Consider the following 16089-nt stretch of genomic DNA (forward strand, 5'->3'; position numbering starts at 1 on the left):
CGAGGGAACGGCTCGGCGCGCGTGAACGCGGCTCAGGACTCGTCGGCCGCCTCGAATGCGTCGCCGTCGTCGTGCGGGTCCGACACGAACTCCACGCAGAGCACCACCTTCACCTCGCTGCCTTGCGGCGCGCTCGCCGCGAGCGCCGCCGACCAGGCGTTGCGGCCCTCGGTCAGCGAATGCTGCGGGCCGGCCATGATCACGCGGCCCGGCGTCTGCATCGCGCGCTGCCAGACCGGCAGGCGCGACCAGTTGCTGTCGGTATCGGGAAACAGCGGCGCGAGGCGCGCCGCCTGGGTCGGCGAGACCGCGTCGGGGCGCGCGATCGAGGGGACCGGCTGGCGGCCCTGCGGGTCGGTCACGAACAAGCGCCGGATCTCGGGCAGTTCGAACAGCGGCGCGGCCGCGGCGGCCAGGTCGCCGTTCGCGAGCCAGGCCTGCGCGGCCGCCAGCAGCCGCCGCTCGAGCTCGCCGAAACAGGGGCCGTTGCGCAGCGCCCGCGCCTCGCGGCGCGCGGCGTGCCGCGCCCATGCCTCGTCGATATGGCGCGTGCCGCCTTCGCCGGCCCGTGCCAGCGAGGCATCGGGCTGCCCGAACAGGAAACCCTGCACGAAGTCGACGTCGGCATCCATCAGCACCTGCAGCGCGTGGGTGGTTTCGATGCCCTCGGCCAGCACCAGCGCGCCGGCCTGATGCAGCATGGTCACCAGGTGGCGGATGTTGCGGCGCGCGTCGCCGGGCTGCTGCGCGCGCTCGACCAGCGAGCGGTCGAGCTTGACGATGTCGGGATGCGCCTGCCAGACGCGGTCGAAGTTCGAGAAGCCGGTGCCGAAATCGTCGATCGCGATCAGGAAATCGCGATGCTGGATGCGGTCGATGGTGCGTGCCAGCGCGGCTTCGTCGCGCACCGGTTGCTCGATCACCTCGAGCACCACGCGGGTGGGCGGCAGCGAGAAATGCGCGCAGAGCTCGTCGATCGATTCGCGCTGCGCGCTGCCCGAGTCGAGCATCTGCGGCATCACGTTGAGGAACAGCCAGCCGTGGCCCGGATCCTGCGCGGCGAAATTGGCCGCGTGCAGGCAGCGCGTCATGCGATCGAGCAGGGGCGCGTCGCCGCGCGTGCGCGCGAGCGCGAACAGCGCTTCCGGTTCCAGCGAGGCATCGCTCGAAGCCTGGGCGCGCACCAGCGCCTCGTAGCCGACGATGCGCCGGTGCGTGATCGAGAGTACCGGCTGGAATGCCGTGGTCAGGCGCATGCCGCGATAGTTGGCGGTCCAGCCGCCGGCACCGTCGGATACGAGCAGGCTGACGAGATGGTCTAGCGTCAGTTCGGCGGACGGTCGCATTGCGCGTGAGTTCGGTGGGGGGCGGGCGTCGTGCGATCCGGGGGGATCGGCGGCGGCACCGCGCGGTCGTGTGTGGCTACCCGAGGCTGCGTGAGGCTGTGTGTGGCAGCGCGCTGCCGGCCGGGTTGACGCGGTGGCCGCCGCGTCGCGCGCCCACGTACTCTACACCGAATGGACGAGCACGGAAAATGATCGGCGCTACGAATCATCGACGCTTCGCACACCTGTTGTTCGGCCGCACGCGCAGCGCTTGGCGGGGCCTTGTCGGCCCTGCGCGAAAGCCTGGGCGCAAACGATTGAAGTGTCGAAAAAGCCGGAAAGCGAGGAAAAAGAGAGGCAGCATTGCAGTGGCGATGCGTGGCAGGATTCGAAGCATTGCCGCCGCGCGTCGCGGTTCAGGCGGCCGTGTCGCGTGCCGACCCGAAGCCCGGGATGCGCCGGATCGCGCCGGTCGCCAGCGCGGTGCCGAGCAGCACCACCGCGCAGCCGGCGAGCATGATCGGCGCGACTGTTTCGCCGAGGAACAGCGCGCCCCACAGGATGCCGAAGATCGGGATCACGAAGGTCACGGTGATGGTGCGCGACGGCCCGACATGCGCGATCAGGTAGAAGAAGATCAGGTAGGCGACGCCGGTGCACAGGATGCCGAGCGCGATCACCGCGCCCCAGGCCTGCGCCGAGGCCGGCGCGGCCGGCCAGGTGGCCAGCGCGAAGGGCAGCAGCAACAGGGTGGCGCCGGTCATGGTGCCGGTCGCGTTGATCAGCGGGTCGACGCCGGACAGCTTGCGCTTGGTGTAGTTGGCGGCGATCCCGTACAGCAGGGTCGCGCCGAGCGCGGCCGCGGCGGCCAGCGCGGTGGCGCCGGCGCTCGCGCCGCCGGTGCTGCCCTCGGGCGCGAGCACCTGGTTGCCGACCAGCAGCAGCACGCCCGCGAAACCGAGCACCAGGCCGAACACGCGCGGCATCGAGAGCCGTTCGCCGAGCCAGAGATAGGCCACCACCGCGGCCCACAGCGGCGCGGTGGCATTGATCACCGAGGTGATGCCGGCCTGCAGCGTCAACTCGGCGAAGGCGAACAGGCAGAACGGCGCGGCCGAGTTGAGCAGGCCGCAGACCAGCAGCGGCCAGGCATGGCGGCGCAGCGTGCGCGCCAGTCCGGCCGCGCCGTTGCGCGCCAGCGCGAGCACCAGCAGGAACAGCGCGCCGAAGCCGACGCGCAGCACCATCAGCGGGGCGACGCCGAAGTCGGCCACGCCGACGCGGATGAACAGGAACGAGGCGCCCCAGAAGGCGGCGAGCAGGATCAGCAGCGAGAGATGGCGGGTGGACATGGCGGGCTCGAATGGGGGCGCGGGATGCCGAGGCATGGTAGCGCCGCGCCGGCCGCCGATGTTACAGGAACGGATGAAATGGCAAAAAGGCGGAGATAGGTCTGAGGAATCGTCGATGCTGGCTTGCCGGCGAAGGCGGCAGGTCGGGCGCGTGGGGGCGCGTGGCAAGGCGAAGGGCCTTGAACTCCGAAGGCCGGCTCTCGCAGCCGCACGCACGATCGGGCGCCCGGCGCGCCACGCTGACGATGGATCAGGCCACGCACGGCGGCGCGGCCGCGATCGCTCGGGCGCGGGCGAGGCGAACCGGCAGCCCGCGCTCGCCACGCTCAACGATGGCCGTGCCAGCCGCCCCAGCGTCCGCCGTGTCCCCAGTAGCCGCCTCCGCCGAAGCGGAAGCCCAGCGAGACCGACGGCCCCCACCAGCCGCCATAGGCCGGATAGTAGGCCGGCGCCGGGTAGGCCGGGTAATAGGCCGGATAGGCGGGCGCGACATAGGCCGGCGCGGTGTTGTAGGCCGGTGCCGGGTAGTTCGGATCGGTCGCGGCGGGCGCGACCGGCGTGGCGGCGTAATAACCGCCGGCCGGGTAATAGCCGTAAGGGTAATAGCAGCCGGCGAGGGCGACGGTGGCGAGGCCGGCGGCGACGAAAGTGCGGGTTTTCATGGCGGACCTCCGGACGGAGGCGTCCTGTGACGGTGGCGATACGGGGAGCTTAGGCGCGTCGCGGACGAAACGCTGTGTGAAACAGTAACGGCAGATTTCAACACGCGCGAGCCCGCATCGTGTCACGAGGCGGATCGCGGGGAGCGAGGGCGGCAGGACGACTCGCCCCGCCCGCGAACGCGCGGGCGGGGCGACCAACTGCTTCAAGCCCGGGCGGGCGCTTACTTGCCGACCTGGTTACCGATGATGCCGCCGGCGGCCGCGCCGCCCAGCGTCGACAGCGCGCTGCCGCCGATGGCCGCGCCGGCCACGCCGCCGACACCGGCGCCGATCGCCGTATCGCGCTGGCGCGTCGTCATCGAGTCGCAGGCCGACAGGCTCGCGATGGTGGCGATCAGCAGCGCCCCTATCCCAACACGTCGGATCGAGTTCATGGTGTGTCCTCGGAAAGAGTGAAGAGTGAGTCGTGGCGCGCGGCCCGTGAAATCCGATTCGCGCGCGACACTATCAATCTAGAGGAGCCGCGAACCGGTTGCTGTAAGGACTTGTTAAGCCGCTTTTCCGGCGTAATCAAATGTATCGCCGCGGGTACGCGGCTTGCACCGGCCGCGCCCCCGAGGCTGCGCATGCTGCGGCGCAGCGCGAGGCCGCGCGCAGGGGAGATCCCGCGCGCGGCAACGGCCGCGCCGATGCCGCTCACTGGCGGTGGTAGATCTCGGCGCCGGTCTTGACGAACTCGACCGCCTTGACTTCCATGCCCTTCTTCAGCGCCTCGCTTTCCGACACGCCCTGCTTGGCCGCGAAGTCGCGCACGTCCTGCGTGATCTTCATCGAGCAGAAGTGCGGGCCGCACATCGAGCAGAAGTGCGCGACCTTGGCCGAATCCTTGGGCAGGGTCTCGTCGTGGAATTCGCGCGCCTTGTCCGGATCGAGGCCGAGGTTGAACTGGTCTTCCCAGCGGAACTCGAAGCGCGCCTTGGACAGCGCGTTGTCGCGCACCTGCGCGCCCGGATGGCCCTTGGCCAGGTCGGCCGCGTGCGCCGCCAGCTTGTAGGTGATGATGCCTTCCTTGACGTCGTCCTTGTTCGGCAGGCCCAGGTGCTCCTTGGGCGTCACGTAGCAGAGCATCGCGGTGCCGAACCAGCCGATCATCGCCGCGCCGATGCCCGAGGTGATGTGGTCGTAGCCCGGCGCGATGTCGGTGGTCAGCGGCCCGAGCGTGTAGAACGGCGCTTCCTTGCACCAGTCGAGCTGCAGGTCCATGTTCTCCTTGATCAACTGCATCGGCACGTGGCCCGGGCCTTCGATCATCACCTGCACGTCGTGTTTCCAGGCGATCTGGGTGAGCTCGCCCAGCGTCTTGAGCTCGCCGAGCTGGGCCTCGTCGTTGGCGTCGTAGATCGAGCCGGGGCGCAGGCCGTCGCCGAGCGAGAAGCTCACGTCGTAGGCCTTCATGATTTCGCAGATGTCCTCGAAGTGCTCGTAGAGGAAGCTTTCCTTGTGATGCGCGAGGCACCACTTGGCCATGATCGAGCCGCCGCGCGAGACGATGCCCGTCATGCGGTTGGCGGTCAGCGGCACGTATTGCAGGCGCACGCCGGCGTGGATCGTGAAGTAGTCGACGCCTTGCTCGGCCTGCTCGATCAGCGTGTCGCGGAAAATCTCCCAGGTCAGGTCCTCGGCACGGCCGTTGACCTTCTCCAGCGCCTGGTAGATCGGCACCGTGCCGATCGGCACCGGGCTGTTGCGGATGATCCACTCGCGCGTCTCGTGGATGTGCTTGCCGGTGGACAGGTCCATCACCGTGTCGCCGCCCCAGCGGATCGCCCAGGTCATCTTGTCGACTTCCTCGCCGATCGAGGAGGTGACGGCCGAGTTGCCGATGTTGGCGTTGATCTTCACCAGGAAGTTGCGGCCGATGATCATCGGCTCCGATTCCGGGTGGTTGATGTTGGCGGGGATGATGGCGCGGCCGCGCGCGACTTCCTCGCGCACGAACTCGGGCGTGATCTCGCCCAGCGGGTTCTCGCCGAAGGCGGCGGCACCGAAGGCCTGGCCGCGGTGCTGGCGGCCCATCATGGCGGCCAGCTTGGCGCCGTTCGGGCCGCTCGCCTCGAGGCTGGCGAGGTATTCTGCGCGGCGCTGGTTCTCGCGGATCGCGATGTATTCCATCTCGGGCGTGACGATGCCCTGGCGCGCGTAGTGCATCTGCGTCACGTTCCTGCCGGCCTGCGCGCGGCGCGGCTGGCGGTGCAGGCCGGGGAAGCGCAGCTCGGCGGTGGCCGCGTCGGCGGCGCGCTCGCGGCCGTAGGCGCTGCTCAGGCCGTCCAGCGTTTCGGTGTCGCCGCGCGACTCGATCCAGCCCTGGCGCAGCGCCGGCAGGCCCGAGCGGATGTCGATGCTGGCTTCCGGGTCGGTATAGGGGCCCGAGGTGTCGTAGACGTAGATCGGCGGATTCTTCTCGCCGCCGAAGCCGGTCGGCGTGTCCGCCTGCGTGATCTCGCGCATCGGCACGCGGATGTCGGGCTGCGAGCCCGTCACGTAGACCTTGCGGGAATTCGGCAGCGGGGCGATCGCGGCGGCGTCGACGCGGGCATCGGCGGACAGGAACTTCGGGTTGGCATTCATGCGGTCATCTCCTGATGTGGGGCGCTAAGCAGGAGACGAGAGAGGGCGGCAGGCCGGCCGGAGGTACCACGTGTGGCGAGGCCCGTACGCTTCCCTGCGCTGGCATTATCCAGATCAGGTTCAAAGGGTATTTCTCACCCGCGATGCGCCGCATTCCGAATGGCGCAACGCAGGACCCCCGCGTTAGCAAGGGCGAACGATACACCCGGACGGCCGAGGTTTCAACCGCTCGCTTGGCCGGCGCGCCGCCGAATTCGCCGGGCAGGGCCGGCGGGCTTGCCGCGCGGGGTCTTGCCGGGATGGTTTGAAATGCGGCGGTGGCTGTCGTTTTGCGGCAGATTCGCGTCGGGTCGCGACAAGGGCGAGCGGGGGCTGTCGCGCCGAAACGTCAGCGTCGAGCTTTTCCTGATTGACCCCGATTCGCCTTCCTGGCTGTCATGCATAATGCTTTCAAAGGCGCCGTCGGTCGCGGCGCGCCCATTCTTCTGGGTCAGTTCGACTTCTCCGGTTCCGTTCTCGACGACATGCCGTCCCGCTCGTTTTTCCCCGCCGCATCGGCTTCGCGCCGGTCGCCCTCGCACGTCCGCATTGCCCGCCACGATGGTTTCGCCGCGCTGCCCGCCGCCTGGGCGACGGCTGCGGCTGCCATGCCGGGCCCTCGATCCGTCCCGTCTTGCCGATCCGCCAACGAGCCGAGCTGAGCCATGACCCTGCTCGACCGTCTGCTCGCCATCGCGGGGCGAGTCCGCATCAGCCTGCCGCAAAGCCGCGGCGGGCGCATCGCGCTGGCGCTGGCCTTCATCTATTTCGTCTGGGGCTCGACCTACCTGGCGCTGCACATCGCGCTCGAGTCGTTTCCGCCGCTGCTGCTCTCGGGCATGCGCAACGGCCTGGCCGGCATCGGCCTGTTCGTGTTCGCGATGCGACGCAAGCCGGTGATGCCCAGCCTGGTCGAGATCCGCAATGCCGGCATCGTCGGCACCATGCTGGTGGCGGCCTCCTCGGGGCTGATCGCGCTCGGCATGCGCACCGTCAGCAGCGGCTCGGCGGCCGTGATGGTGGCTACCGTGCCGCTGTTCGCCACCGTCATCGCCGCCATCGCCGGGCGCCAGGTCGCGCGCGGCGAGTGGGTGGCGGTCGGGCTGGGCATGGTCGGCATCGTGATCCTGAACTCGGGCGGGCCGTCCACGCCCGGCTCCACGCTCGGCAGCATCACGGTGCTGTGCGGCGGCCTGTTCTGGGCCGGCGGCGTGCATCTGTCGAGCCGACTCAAGCTGCCCAGCGACCTGTTCCTGTCCACCTCGCTGCAGATCGGCCTGGGCGGCACCATGTCGACCATCGCCGCGATGTTCCTCGGCGAGCGCAGCGTGCAGTGGGCGGTGCTGCCGACCTTCGCGTTCCTGTACCTGATGATCTTCGGCACCATGATCGCGTATGTCGCCTACGGCTACCTGATCCGCAACACCAGCCCGGTGCTGGCCAGCAGCTGCATGTACGTGAACCCGATCGTCGCGGTGGCGCTGGGCGCGCTGCTGCTGGGCGAGCCGGTCACGGCCGCCACTGTGATCGCGACGCTGGCGATCCTCGGCAGCGTGGGCTTGTCCTTCGTCTGCGATCCGGCGCGCAAGGCGGTGAAGTAGGGCGCGCGGCCTCGGCCGGCTCGGGGCGGCCTGCGATGCACGGATTCCTCAGGATCATGCTCGAGGCAGCGAGATTTAGACAGGCTCGGGCAACCTGGCCCGATTCACGGGCAAGCGCGCCCGCCGCCGGCCCCCGGCAGCGCCTGCCGATTCACGGCAGCCGAGCCGGTAGGGCCTGGTTCGCGGCGGCCCGCTCCGCTCAGCCCCGGCGGCGCGCGCCGACGTGATGGATCGCGCCGGCCAGGCAGGCGAACAACAGCCCCACCACGCTCACGCCGAGCCATCCTCCGGCATGCCAGGCCTCGACACCCGCCGAGGAGCCGATCGCGCCGCCGATGAAATAACAGACCATGTAGACCGTGTTGACGCGGCTGCGCGCCTCGGGCTTGAGCGCATAGATGCGCGACTGGTTCGAGATCTGCGCGGCCTGCACGCCCACGTCGAGCACGATCACGCCGATCACCAGCCCCGCCAGGGACCTGGCCGAGACCGCGAAGATCGCGAACGAGATCGCCACCAGCCAGATGCCGAGCGCGATCACCGCGTGCGGCCCGCGCTTGTCGGCCGACTTGCCGGCATAGGGCGCGGCCAGCGCGCCGGCCGCGCCGATCGCGCCGAACAGCCCGGCCGCCTGCGGCCCGTAATGGAAGGGCGCGCCGGCCAGCAGCAGGGTGAGCGCCGGCCAGAAGGCGCTGAACGCGGCGAACATGGCCGCGCCGGTGGCCGCCGCGTAACGCAGCTCGCGCAGTTCCACCGCCAGGTGCCAGAGCGAGGCCAGCAGCTGTGGATAACGCAGCGTCGAGGTCGGCGTGCTGCGCGGCAGGCGCAGCATGATCACCACCGCCAGCGCCAGCAGCGCCGCCACCGAGGCGCAGAACACCGCGCGCCAGCCGAGATATTCGGCGATGAAGCCGGCCGCCGTGCGCGCCAGCAGGATCCCCAGCAGCAAGCCGCTCATCACCGTGCCGACCGCCGCGCCGCGTTCGGCCGGCGGCGCGATCTCGGCCGCGAAGGGCACCGCCTGCTGGGCGATGGTGGCCAGCACGCCGATCGCCAGGCTGGCCGCGGCCAGCATCGGCAGCGCCGGCGCGGCGGCCGCCACCAGCAGCGCCACCGACAGTCCGGCGATCTGCAGCAGGATCAGCTTGCGGCGGTCGAAGCGGTCGCCCAGCGGCGCGAGCAGCAGCATGCCGGCCGCGTAGCCGAGCTGGGTGGCCGTCGGCACCACGCCGATCCAGGCCGCGCCGTCGGGGAAGGACAGGCGCAGCGCGCCGAGCAGCGGCTGGTTGTAGTAGATGTTGGCGACCGACACGCCCGCGATGGTCGCGAGCAGGAGCAGCAGGCCGCGCGAGTAATGGCGATGGGCGGCGGACGGCGAGGGGATGGCGGAAGGCGGCGTGGACATGGGCGATCGGGACGAAGCGGGGCGCGCGAAGCCGGGCGCGCCGGAACGGCGGGGCCGGGGCAGCGCGAGGACGGCCGCGCCGGCGAGGCTGCCGATCATACCGGAGCGCCGTGAACTCTGCCGACGCGGCACCCGGGGGCGCCGGCATCGTGGCCTGCCGGGCCGGCTGCCCGTGCCGCGCGCACGGCGAGGGACATCGTGCCGCCGTCGGCCGCTTCAGTCGATCAGCGCGCCCGAGGCGTCATAGAACGGATGCGGGCCGTCGCTGTCGTCGACATACACATGATGGGTGGCCAGGCCCTCGACGGGATCGTAGCGGTGCACGGCGAAGGCCGGCGGCTCGATCGCGAAGGCCGAAGGGCCGTCGGGGCGCAGGTCGAAGGCCACCTGGTGCGCGGGCGCCGGCACCGCCAGGGCGATGGTGCCGCCGAAGCGCGCGAACATGGTGCGATGCACGTGCCCGCACAGCACGCGCTCGACGTTCGGATGGGCGCGCAGCAGCGCATCGAGCCGGCGCGCGGCTTCGGGATCGAGCCGCTGGCGATCCATGTGGGCGATGCCCGAGGCGAACGGCGGATGGTGCAGGGCGACCACGGTCGGGCGCCCGGCGGCGGCCTCCAGCTCGCGCGCGAGCCAGTCGAGGCGCGCCTCGCACAGCGTGCCGGCGCTCTGGCCGGTGATCTGCGAATCCAGCGCGATCACCCGCAGCGGGCCCAGGTCGAGCGCGTACTGCACGAACTCGCCGCCCTGCAGCTCGGCGCGCTCGGCGAACACGCGCCGCAGCGCGCCGCGCTCGTCGTGGTTGCCGATCAGCAGGTAGTAGGGGATCTCGAGCGGCGCGAGCAGGCGCTTGAGGTGCTGGTATTCGTCGTCGTGGCCGAAGTCGGTCAGGTCGCCGGTCACCAGCACCGCGTCGGGACGCGGCACCAGCGCGTTCAGGCGCGCGACGGTGCGCGCCAGGCTCGCGGCGGTATCGACGCGGCGATAGGCGAGCGCGCCCCGGCGCTTGATGTGCAGGTCGCTGATCTGGGCGAGCAACATGGGGAAATCCTCGTGGGTACTTGTGTGGAGTCAGGGAAGCGCGATCAGCCCCTCGGGGGCGATCGCCAGGCCGACGGCGGTGCCGCGCGCGAGCGCGATCCGGCCGGGAACGTCGATCACCAGCGCGTCGGGCGCGGCCTGCTCGATCGTCAGGCGTGTGCGTTCGCCGAGGAAGGCGCAGCCGGCCACCGCGCCGCGCAGCGGCGCCGTGCCGGGATCGACCAGCTGGGCATCCTCGGGGCGGAAGAACAGTTCGGAAGCCTGACGATCGCTCGGCACCGCGCCGCCGGTGGTGACCAGCGCGCCGTCGCGCCAGACGCCCTCGATGCGGTTGAGCGTGCCGATGAACTGCGCCACCGCGCGGCTGGCCGGGCGGTAGTAGATGTCGCGCGGCGTGCCGATCTGCTCGATGCGCCCGGCGCCCATCACCACGATGCGGTCGCCCAGCTCCATCGCCTCGGCCTGGTCGTGCGTGACGTAGACGGTGGTCACGCCGAGCTCGCGCAGCAGGGCATTCATGTCGCGACGCAGGGTGTCGCGCAGCTTGGCGTCGAGCGCGGTCAGCGGCTCGTCGAGCAGCAGCACGCGCGGGCGCACCGCCAGCGCGCGGGCCAGCGCGACGCGCTGGCGCTGGCCGCCCGACAGCTCGGTGACCGGTTTGTCGGCATGCGCGCCGAGCTGCATCATCGCCAGCAGCTCGTCGACGCGCTCGCGCAGCGCGGCCGCCGCGGTGCGGCGGATCTTCAGGCCGTAGCCGACATTGCCGCGCACCGTCAGGTTCGGGAACAGCGCGTAGCTCTGGAACACCATGCCGACCTGGCGCCGCTCGATCGGCAGCGCCGTCACGTCCTCGTCGCCGAAGTGGATGGCGCCGCCCGCGTCGGGCCGGTCGAGCCCGGCGATCATGCGCAAGGTGGTGGTCTTGCCGCAGCCGGAAGGGCCCAGCAGCACCAGGGTTTCGCCGGCGCCGATGGTCAGGTCCAGCGGTTCGAGCACGCGCGTGTCGCGGAAGGTCTTGGTGCAGCGCGTCAGCGTGACGGGGATGGAATCGAGCTTCATCGTCGGGAGGGGGCGGTGAGAGGTCAGGCGGAAGGCTTGCGCGACTTGCGCGCGGCGCCGGCGTCGACGCGCGTGCCGGTCGCGTCGACGCCGAGCCATTGCATCGCCACCAGCAACGGCAGCGTCATCAGCAGGAACAGGATGGTGTAGGCGCTGCCGATCTCGATGCGCATCGAGGCATAGGTATCGGCGAGACCCACCGGCAGCGTCTTGGTGTCGGGCGTGTGCAGCATCCAGGTCAGGTTGAACTCGCCGATCGACAGCGTCAGCACCGCGAGCGCGCCGGCCACGATGCCGGGACGCAGGTTGGGCAGCACGATGGTGAAAAAGCGCGTGGCGAACGAGGCGCCGAGGCTGGCGGCGCCTTCCTCCAGCGTGCGCAGGTCGGCGCGCGCGGCCACCGCCGCCACCGCGCGGACCATGAAGGGCAGCGTGAACACCACGTGGCCGACCACGATGAACCACAGGCTGGTGCGAAACGACGAGAAGCCGCCATAGACGATCAGCAGGGCCAGCGCCGAGGCCAGGCCCGGCAGCGCGATCGGCAGCACCAGCGCCTCCTCGGCGAGGCGCGCCAGGCGATGGCGGCTGCGCGCCAGCGCATAGGCGGCCGGCACGCCGGTGACCAGCGTGAGCGCGAGCGTGGCGGCCGCCACCTCGAGCGACAGCCAGACCGAACCCTGGTACTGGGCCCAGACTTCGCCGAGCCAGCGCAGCGTGAGGCCGCTCGACGGGCCGCGGAAATAGTTGACGGTCAGCCCGGCCAGCACCGACATGCCGATCGGGATGATCAGGAAGGCGCACAGGCCGAGCGTGACGGCCCATTGCGCGGCGGCCGCGAGGCTGCGCCCGCTCGGCAAGGCCCGCAGCGGGCCGCGTCGTGGGCCGTGATGCGGGCCGTGATGTGGGCCGTGATGTGAGCCTCGAAGCGCGCCGCTCGCGCGGTTTCGATCGGGCGGCGCGGCCTGCTCGGCATCGAGGCCGGTCGGGGGTGGGAGCGTGGTCATGGTCGGGGCGGGGTCCTCGATGAAGTCAGGCGACGGCCGCGGCCTGCCCGGTCAGGCTGCGTGCGAGCGCGAGCACCGCCCAGGTGACGATGCCGAGCACGATCGACAGGCCGGCGGCGGTGGCGATGTTCGCGTTCAGCGTGAACTCGGTGTAGATCGTCATCGGCAGCACGTCGAGCTCGGTGGCCAGCGTGAAGGCGGTGCCGAAGGCGCCCATCGAGGTGGCGAAGCAGATCGCGCCCGAGGCGATCAGGCCCGGCGCCAGCGCGGGCAGCACGATGTCGGCGAACACGCGCCAGGCCGAGGCGCCGAGCGAGCGCGCGGCTTCCTCCAGCGAGGGATCGAGCTTCGAGGCCGAGGCGATCACGGTGACGATCACGCGCGGAATCGAGAAATACAGGTAGCCGACGAACAGGCCCGCCACCGAATAGGCGAACACCCATTTGTCGCCGGTCAGCTTCGCCGACAGCATGCCGACCAGCCCCTGCCGGCCGGCCAGCATGATCACCATGAAGCCGACCACCACGCCGGGGAACGCGAGCGGGAAGGTCAGCAGGGCCACCAGCGCGCGCTTGCCCGCGAACTCGCGACGCGCCAGCAGCAGCCCGGCCAGGGTGGAGAGCGCCAGCGTGGCGAGCGTGACGGCCGCCGACAGCGCGACCGTCGAGGCCAGGCTCTTCATGTAGCGCGCATTGGCGAGCAGCGCGAGGTAGGTCGACACGAAGCCGCCCTCGGCCGAGACGCGCACCAGCACCACCATCGGCAGCAGCCAGAACGCGGTGAATACCGCCAGCGCCGGCGCGAGCAGCGCGAGGCGCCAGCGCAGCGGAAAGCTCAGGTCGCGCATCTCGCCGTCGCTCCTCATTGCATGGTCTGCAGGTACTGCTGGCCGAAGGCCTGCTGGCCCGCCGCCATCTTGCCGAAGTCGACCGGCCTGGCGCGCGCGTAGTCGCTGGCCGGCAGGAATTTGGCGGCCACCTCGGGGCTGATCGCCTGCGCGCGCACCGGGCGCAGGTAGGCATTGGCCCACAGCTTCTGGCCTTCGTCGGACAGCACGAAGTCGAGCACCTTCCGGCCGTTGGCCGCGTGCGGCGCGTTCTTCACCAGGCTCATCACATAGGGCACCGAGATGGTGCCCTCGGCCGGGATCACGAAGGCGACGTTGGCGTGGTCCTTGTACTCGGCGCGATAGGCGTCGAAGTCGTAGTCGATCAGGATCGGGATCTCGCCCGACAGCACGCGCGCATAGGCGGTCTGCTTCGGCACGATCGGCTGGTTCGCCTTGAGCTTGCGGAACCAGTCGAGCGCGGGCTTGAAGTTGTCGAGCGAGCCGCCCAGCGCCTGGTTGACGGCGACCGCGCCGGCGTAACCGACGAAGGCGCTGGCCGGGTCGAGGTAGCCGATCATGCCCTTGTACTCCGGCTTGAGCAGGTCCGCCCAGGAGCGCGGTACCGGCTTGCCGTCGAGCGCGTCCTTGTTGACGAACAAGCCCAGCGTGCCCGAATGGATCGCGAACCAGTTGCCTTGCGGGTCCTTCATGTTGGCCGGGATCTCGTTCCAGTGCGCGGGCTTGTACGGCTCGACCAAGCCCTTGTCCGTGGCCTGGAAGGCCGAGGACACGCCGAGATACACCACGTCGGCCACCGGGCTCTTCTGCTCGGCGATCAGCTGCGCGATCGCCTGGCCCGAGTTCTTGTTGTCGAACGGCACGCGGATGCCGGTCTTCTGCTTGATCGCGGCGATCTGCGAGGCCCAGTCGGCCCATTCGGGCGGGCAGTTGTAGCAGATCGCGGTTTCGTCGGCGTGCGCGGCGAGCGGCGCGAACGCGGCCAGCGCGAGTGCGCAGGCGGCCGGCAGGGCCGCGGCGCGGCGCAGCGCGCCGGCAAGCGCGCGCGGGAAGGGGAAGCGGAAAGTCACGTGAGGTCTCCTGGCGAGGACGGATGGAGCATGGACAGGGGGGAACGAGCAAGGAGCGGACGGTACTTGCCGTCCACTCGAGGAATGCGGGGTGGGCGGCGACGCGTGCGTCGAGCCAATCGATAGGGATGACGAAACGAATTGCTTGAACGGCGGAAACGGAATGAGCATCGCGTCGTCCTCAGTCGTGGGTGTCGAGGCCATGCGCGCCGTCCGGGCCGTGACCGTTGCCGCAGCCGGTATCGAGCGCATCGCCGATCGCCGTCACCGAGCCGCCGTCGCGCACCGTGTGTTGCAGGACCAGCGCGGGCGCGGCATGGGTCTCGCCGGCGCGGCGCTCGGCCAGGCGGCGCCAGGCCGAGCGGCCGATCTCGCGATTCGGCGTGGCGACGCTGGCCAGCGGCGGCGCCAGCAGTTCGCCGATTGCCAGGCCGTCGAAACCGAGCACCGAGATGTCGTCGGGCACGCGGAACTTCGCGCGACGCAGCCCGCGCATCACCACCATCGCCAGCAGGTCGTTGCTGCAGAAGATCGCGGTGGGGCGCGTGGCCTTCGAGGTGAGGTGCGCGAGCACCGCGTTGGGCAGCTCGGGTGCGTTGAAGTCGACCTCCAGCGCCGGCAGCGGCTCGAGACCGTGATCGGCGAGCGCCTGCGCGTAGCCGAGATGGCGCTGCCTGGCGCGATCCGAGGCGGCCAGCGAGCCGGCCAGCATCAGCACGCGACGATGGCCGCGCGCGATCAGGTGGCTCACGCCGTCGTAGGCGGCCTGGCGATTGTCGACCGCCACCGAGGGGCGATGCGGCGTGTCGTTGTGCATCAGCACGTAGAGCAGGCCGTCGCGATCGAGCGCGTCGAGCAGGGGATGCGCATGCGCGTCGGCGACCGTCAGGATCAGGCCTTCGACGCGCTGCGCGCGCAGCGTTTCGATCGCATGCCGCTCGCGCGCCGTGTCGTACTCCGTGGTCATCACGATCAGCTTGAAGCCGGCTTGCGATGCCAGCTCGTCGAGGCCTTGCAGGCATTCGGTGAACACCGGGTTGGCGAAGGTGGGCAGGATCACGCCGATCAACTGGGTGCGATCGCTGCGCAACTGTCGGCCCAGCGGATTGGGCCGGAACTGCAGTGTCTCGATCGCGGCGCGAATCGTCGCGAGCGTATCCGGGCCCACCGTGTGCGGGGCGTTGATCGCACGCGAGACCGTGGCGATCGAAAAGCCGGACAAGGCTGCAACATCCTTGATGGTCGACGTCATGGGCACTCGCGATGTAAACGTTTACGTCGACGATTATCGGCAGTGCGTGTGACGCTTCGATGACGCGGGCCGGATGAGATGGGGCAAGGCGCCGGCGGGGATGGTCAGGGTGGTTTCCCCGACGATGGCGAAACCCTCGCCGCCAATCCGCAGGCGAGCCTGTTTATCGGACTGAAGTCGTGCCGGACCAGTGGTAGAATGCGGTCCGCCCTTTAGCCGGGGTGATGAAATTGGTAAACATAGCGGACTTAAATGATTTGAGTGCCCGGTCGGAAACGTCCGGTGCAGAACCCCTCAAATTCGGTGAAACCCCTGGCGCGCAGCGCGACGAGGCAACGCCGAGCCAAGCCCGGACATCGCGCGAGCGATGCGCGGGAAGGTGTAGAGACTAGACGGGGGGCGCCTAAGGCCTTGCATGCGGCGAACGCGTGCAGGCGACGGCGAAGGCATAGTCCAGCGCACGAACGGCCAGGCACGCGCCCGGCCGGCTTCGAAAGAAGCAGTGTGACGAAAATCCGCCGCCTTCATTGGCTTGCCGGTTCGAGTCCGGTCCCCGGCACCAGACAAGCAGTGCACCGAGATTCGGTGAGAGGTTGAAACCCGCGATCGCGCAAGGCATCGCGGGTTTTTTGTTGGGTGCGAGCCGCGTCAAATTGACTGAGATATCGCGAAAGGTAAGTCGATCAAGTCGCGTGCCGTCCATGTGTGCCAGCGCGAGTCCGCGCCGTTCGGGCTAATAATTAGATAAAAGAACTGCTGATATTTTCACGTCTATCCCGATATCTCGAATTGGTTGTCGCG

General features: G+C 69.9%; 14 protein-coding genes and 1 riboswitch. Of the genes, 1 reads left to right on the forward strand and 13 read right to left on the reverse strand.

The genetic code is table 11. From position 1 onward, the window contains the following. Window positions 1-32 precede the first annotated feature (32 nt). From FB600_RS13250 to FB600_RS13275, 6 genes are all read right to left on the reverse strand, one after another. On the reverse strand, window positions 33-1346 hold the full coding sequence (locus FB600_RS13250) for an EAL domain-containing protein (RefSeq protein WP_096749436.1): 1314 nt from the start codon (window positions 1344-1346) through the stop codon (window positions 33-35). 395 nt (window positions 1347-1741) lie between these two features. Next, the gene (locus FB600_RS13255) at window positions 1742-2677 is read right to left on the reverse strand and encodes a DMT family transporter (RefSeq protein ID WP_036052190.1); all 936 of its coding nucleotides are present in this window, start codon (window positions 2675-2677) and stop codon (window positions 1742-1744) included. A gap of 326 nt (window positions 2678-3003) precedes the next feature. Further along, on the reverse strand, window positions 3004-3339 hold the full coding sequence (locus FB600_RS13260; RefSeq protein WP_013697212.1) for a hypothetical protein: 336 nt from the start codon (window positions 3337-3339) through the stop codon (window positions 3004-3006). A gap of 221 nt (window positions 3340-3560) precedes the next feature. Next, window positions 3561-3773 (reverse strand): glycine zipper 2TM domain-containing protein, encoded by a 213-nt coding sequence (locus FB600_RS13265; RefSeq protein ID WP_013697213.1) that lies wholly within the window; start codon window positions 3771-3773, stop codon window positions 3561-3563. A gap of 262 nt (window positions 3774-4035) precedes the next feature. Next, on the reverse strand, window positions 4036-5967 hold the full coding sequence (gene thiC, locus FB600_RS13270; protein WP_017919122.1) for a phosphomethylpyrimidine synthase ThiC: 1932 nt from the start codon (window positions 5965-5967) through the stop codon (window positions 4036-4038). Window positions 5968-6040: 73 nt separating this feature from the next. Then, window positions 6041-6157: riboswitch (TPP riboswitch) on the reverse strand. A 31-nt stretch (window positions 6158-6188) separates the two neighbouring features. Next, entirely contained in the window at window positions 6189-6566 is a 378-nt protein-coding gene (locus FB600_RS13275; RefSeq protein WP_145756922.1) for a hypothetical protein, read from the reverse strand. 105 nt (window positions 6567-6671) lie between these two features. Between FB600_RS13275 and FB600_RS13280 the strand changes: the two genes are divergently transcribed. Continuing rightward, window positions 6672-7607: an EamA family transporter gene (locus FB600_RS13280; RefSeq protein ID WP_098154357.1), complete on the forward strand. Its 936-nt coding sequence runs from the start codon at window positions 6672-6674 to the stop codon at window positions 7605-7607. Between the two features lie 199 nt (window positions 7608-7806). Here FB600_RS13280 and FB600_RS13285 read toward each other — a convergent pair whose 3' ends face one another. The 7 genes from FB600_RS13285 to FB600_RS13315 form a co-directional block, all read right to left on the reverse strand. Continuing rightward, window positions 7807-9012 carry an MFS transporter gene (locus FB600_RS13285; RefSeq protein ID WP_096749434.1) on the reverse strand — a complete coding sequence of 402 codons (1206 nt, stop codon included), beginning with the start codon at window positions 9010-9012 and terminating at the stop codon, window positions 7807-7809. A gap of 216 nt (window positions 9013-9228) precedes the next feature. Further along, the gene (locus FB600_RS13290) at window positions 9229-10053 is read right to left on the reverse strand and encodes a phosphodiesterase (protein ID WP_098154356.1); all 825 of its coding nucleotides are present in this window, start codon (window positions 10051-10053) and stop codon (window positions 9229-9231) included. A gap of 30 nt (window positions 10054-10083) precedes the next feature. Next, window positions 10084-11112, reverse strand: coding sequence for an ABC transporter ATP-binding protein (locus tag FB600_RS13295; RefSeq protein ID WP_145756921.1), 1029 nt, complete (start codon window positions 11110-11112; stop codon window positions 10084-10086). Between the two features lie 23 nt (window positions 11113-11135). Further along, window positions 11136-12119 carry an ABC transporter permease gene (locus FB600_RS13300; protein WP_098154354.1) on the reverse strand — a complete coding sequence of 328 codons (984 nt, stop codon included), beginning with the start codon at window positions 12117-12119 and terminating at the stop codon, window positions 11136-11138. A gap of 25 nt (window positions 12120-12144) precedes the next feature. Continuing rightward, the gene (locus tag FB600_RS13305) at window positions 12145-12966 is read right to left on the reverse strand and encodes an ABC transporter permease (RefSeq protein ID WP_098154353.1); all 822 of its coding nucleotides are present in this window, start codon (window positions 12964-12966) and stop codon (window positions 12145-12147) included. Window positions 12967-12980: 14 nt separating this feature from the next. Next, a complete protein-coding gene (locus FB600_RS13310; protein ID WP_098154351.1) occupies window positions 12981-14036 on the reverse strand; it encodes an ABC transporter substrate-binding protein in 1056 nt (351 codons plus the stop codon). Window positions 14037-14217: 181 nt separating this feature from the next. Next, on the reverse strand, window positions 14218-15288 hold the full coding sequence (locus tag FB600_RS13315) for a substrate-binding domain-containing protein (protein WP_145756920.1): 1071 nt from the start codon (window positions 15286-15288) through the stop codon (window positions 14218-14220). Between the last annotated feature and the right edge of the window lie 801 nt (window positions 15289-16089).

Origin of the sequence: Burkholderia sp. SJZ089 (assembly GCF_007828315.1) — a bacterium.
Lineage (GTDB): Bacteria > Pseudomonadota > Gammaproteobacteria > Burkholderiales > Burkholderiaceae > Burkholderia > Burkholderia gladioli.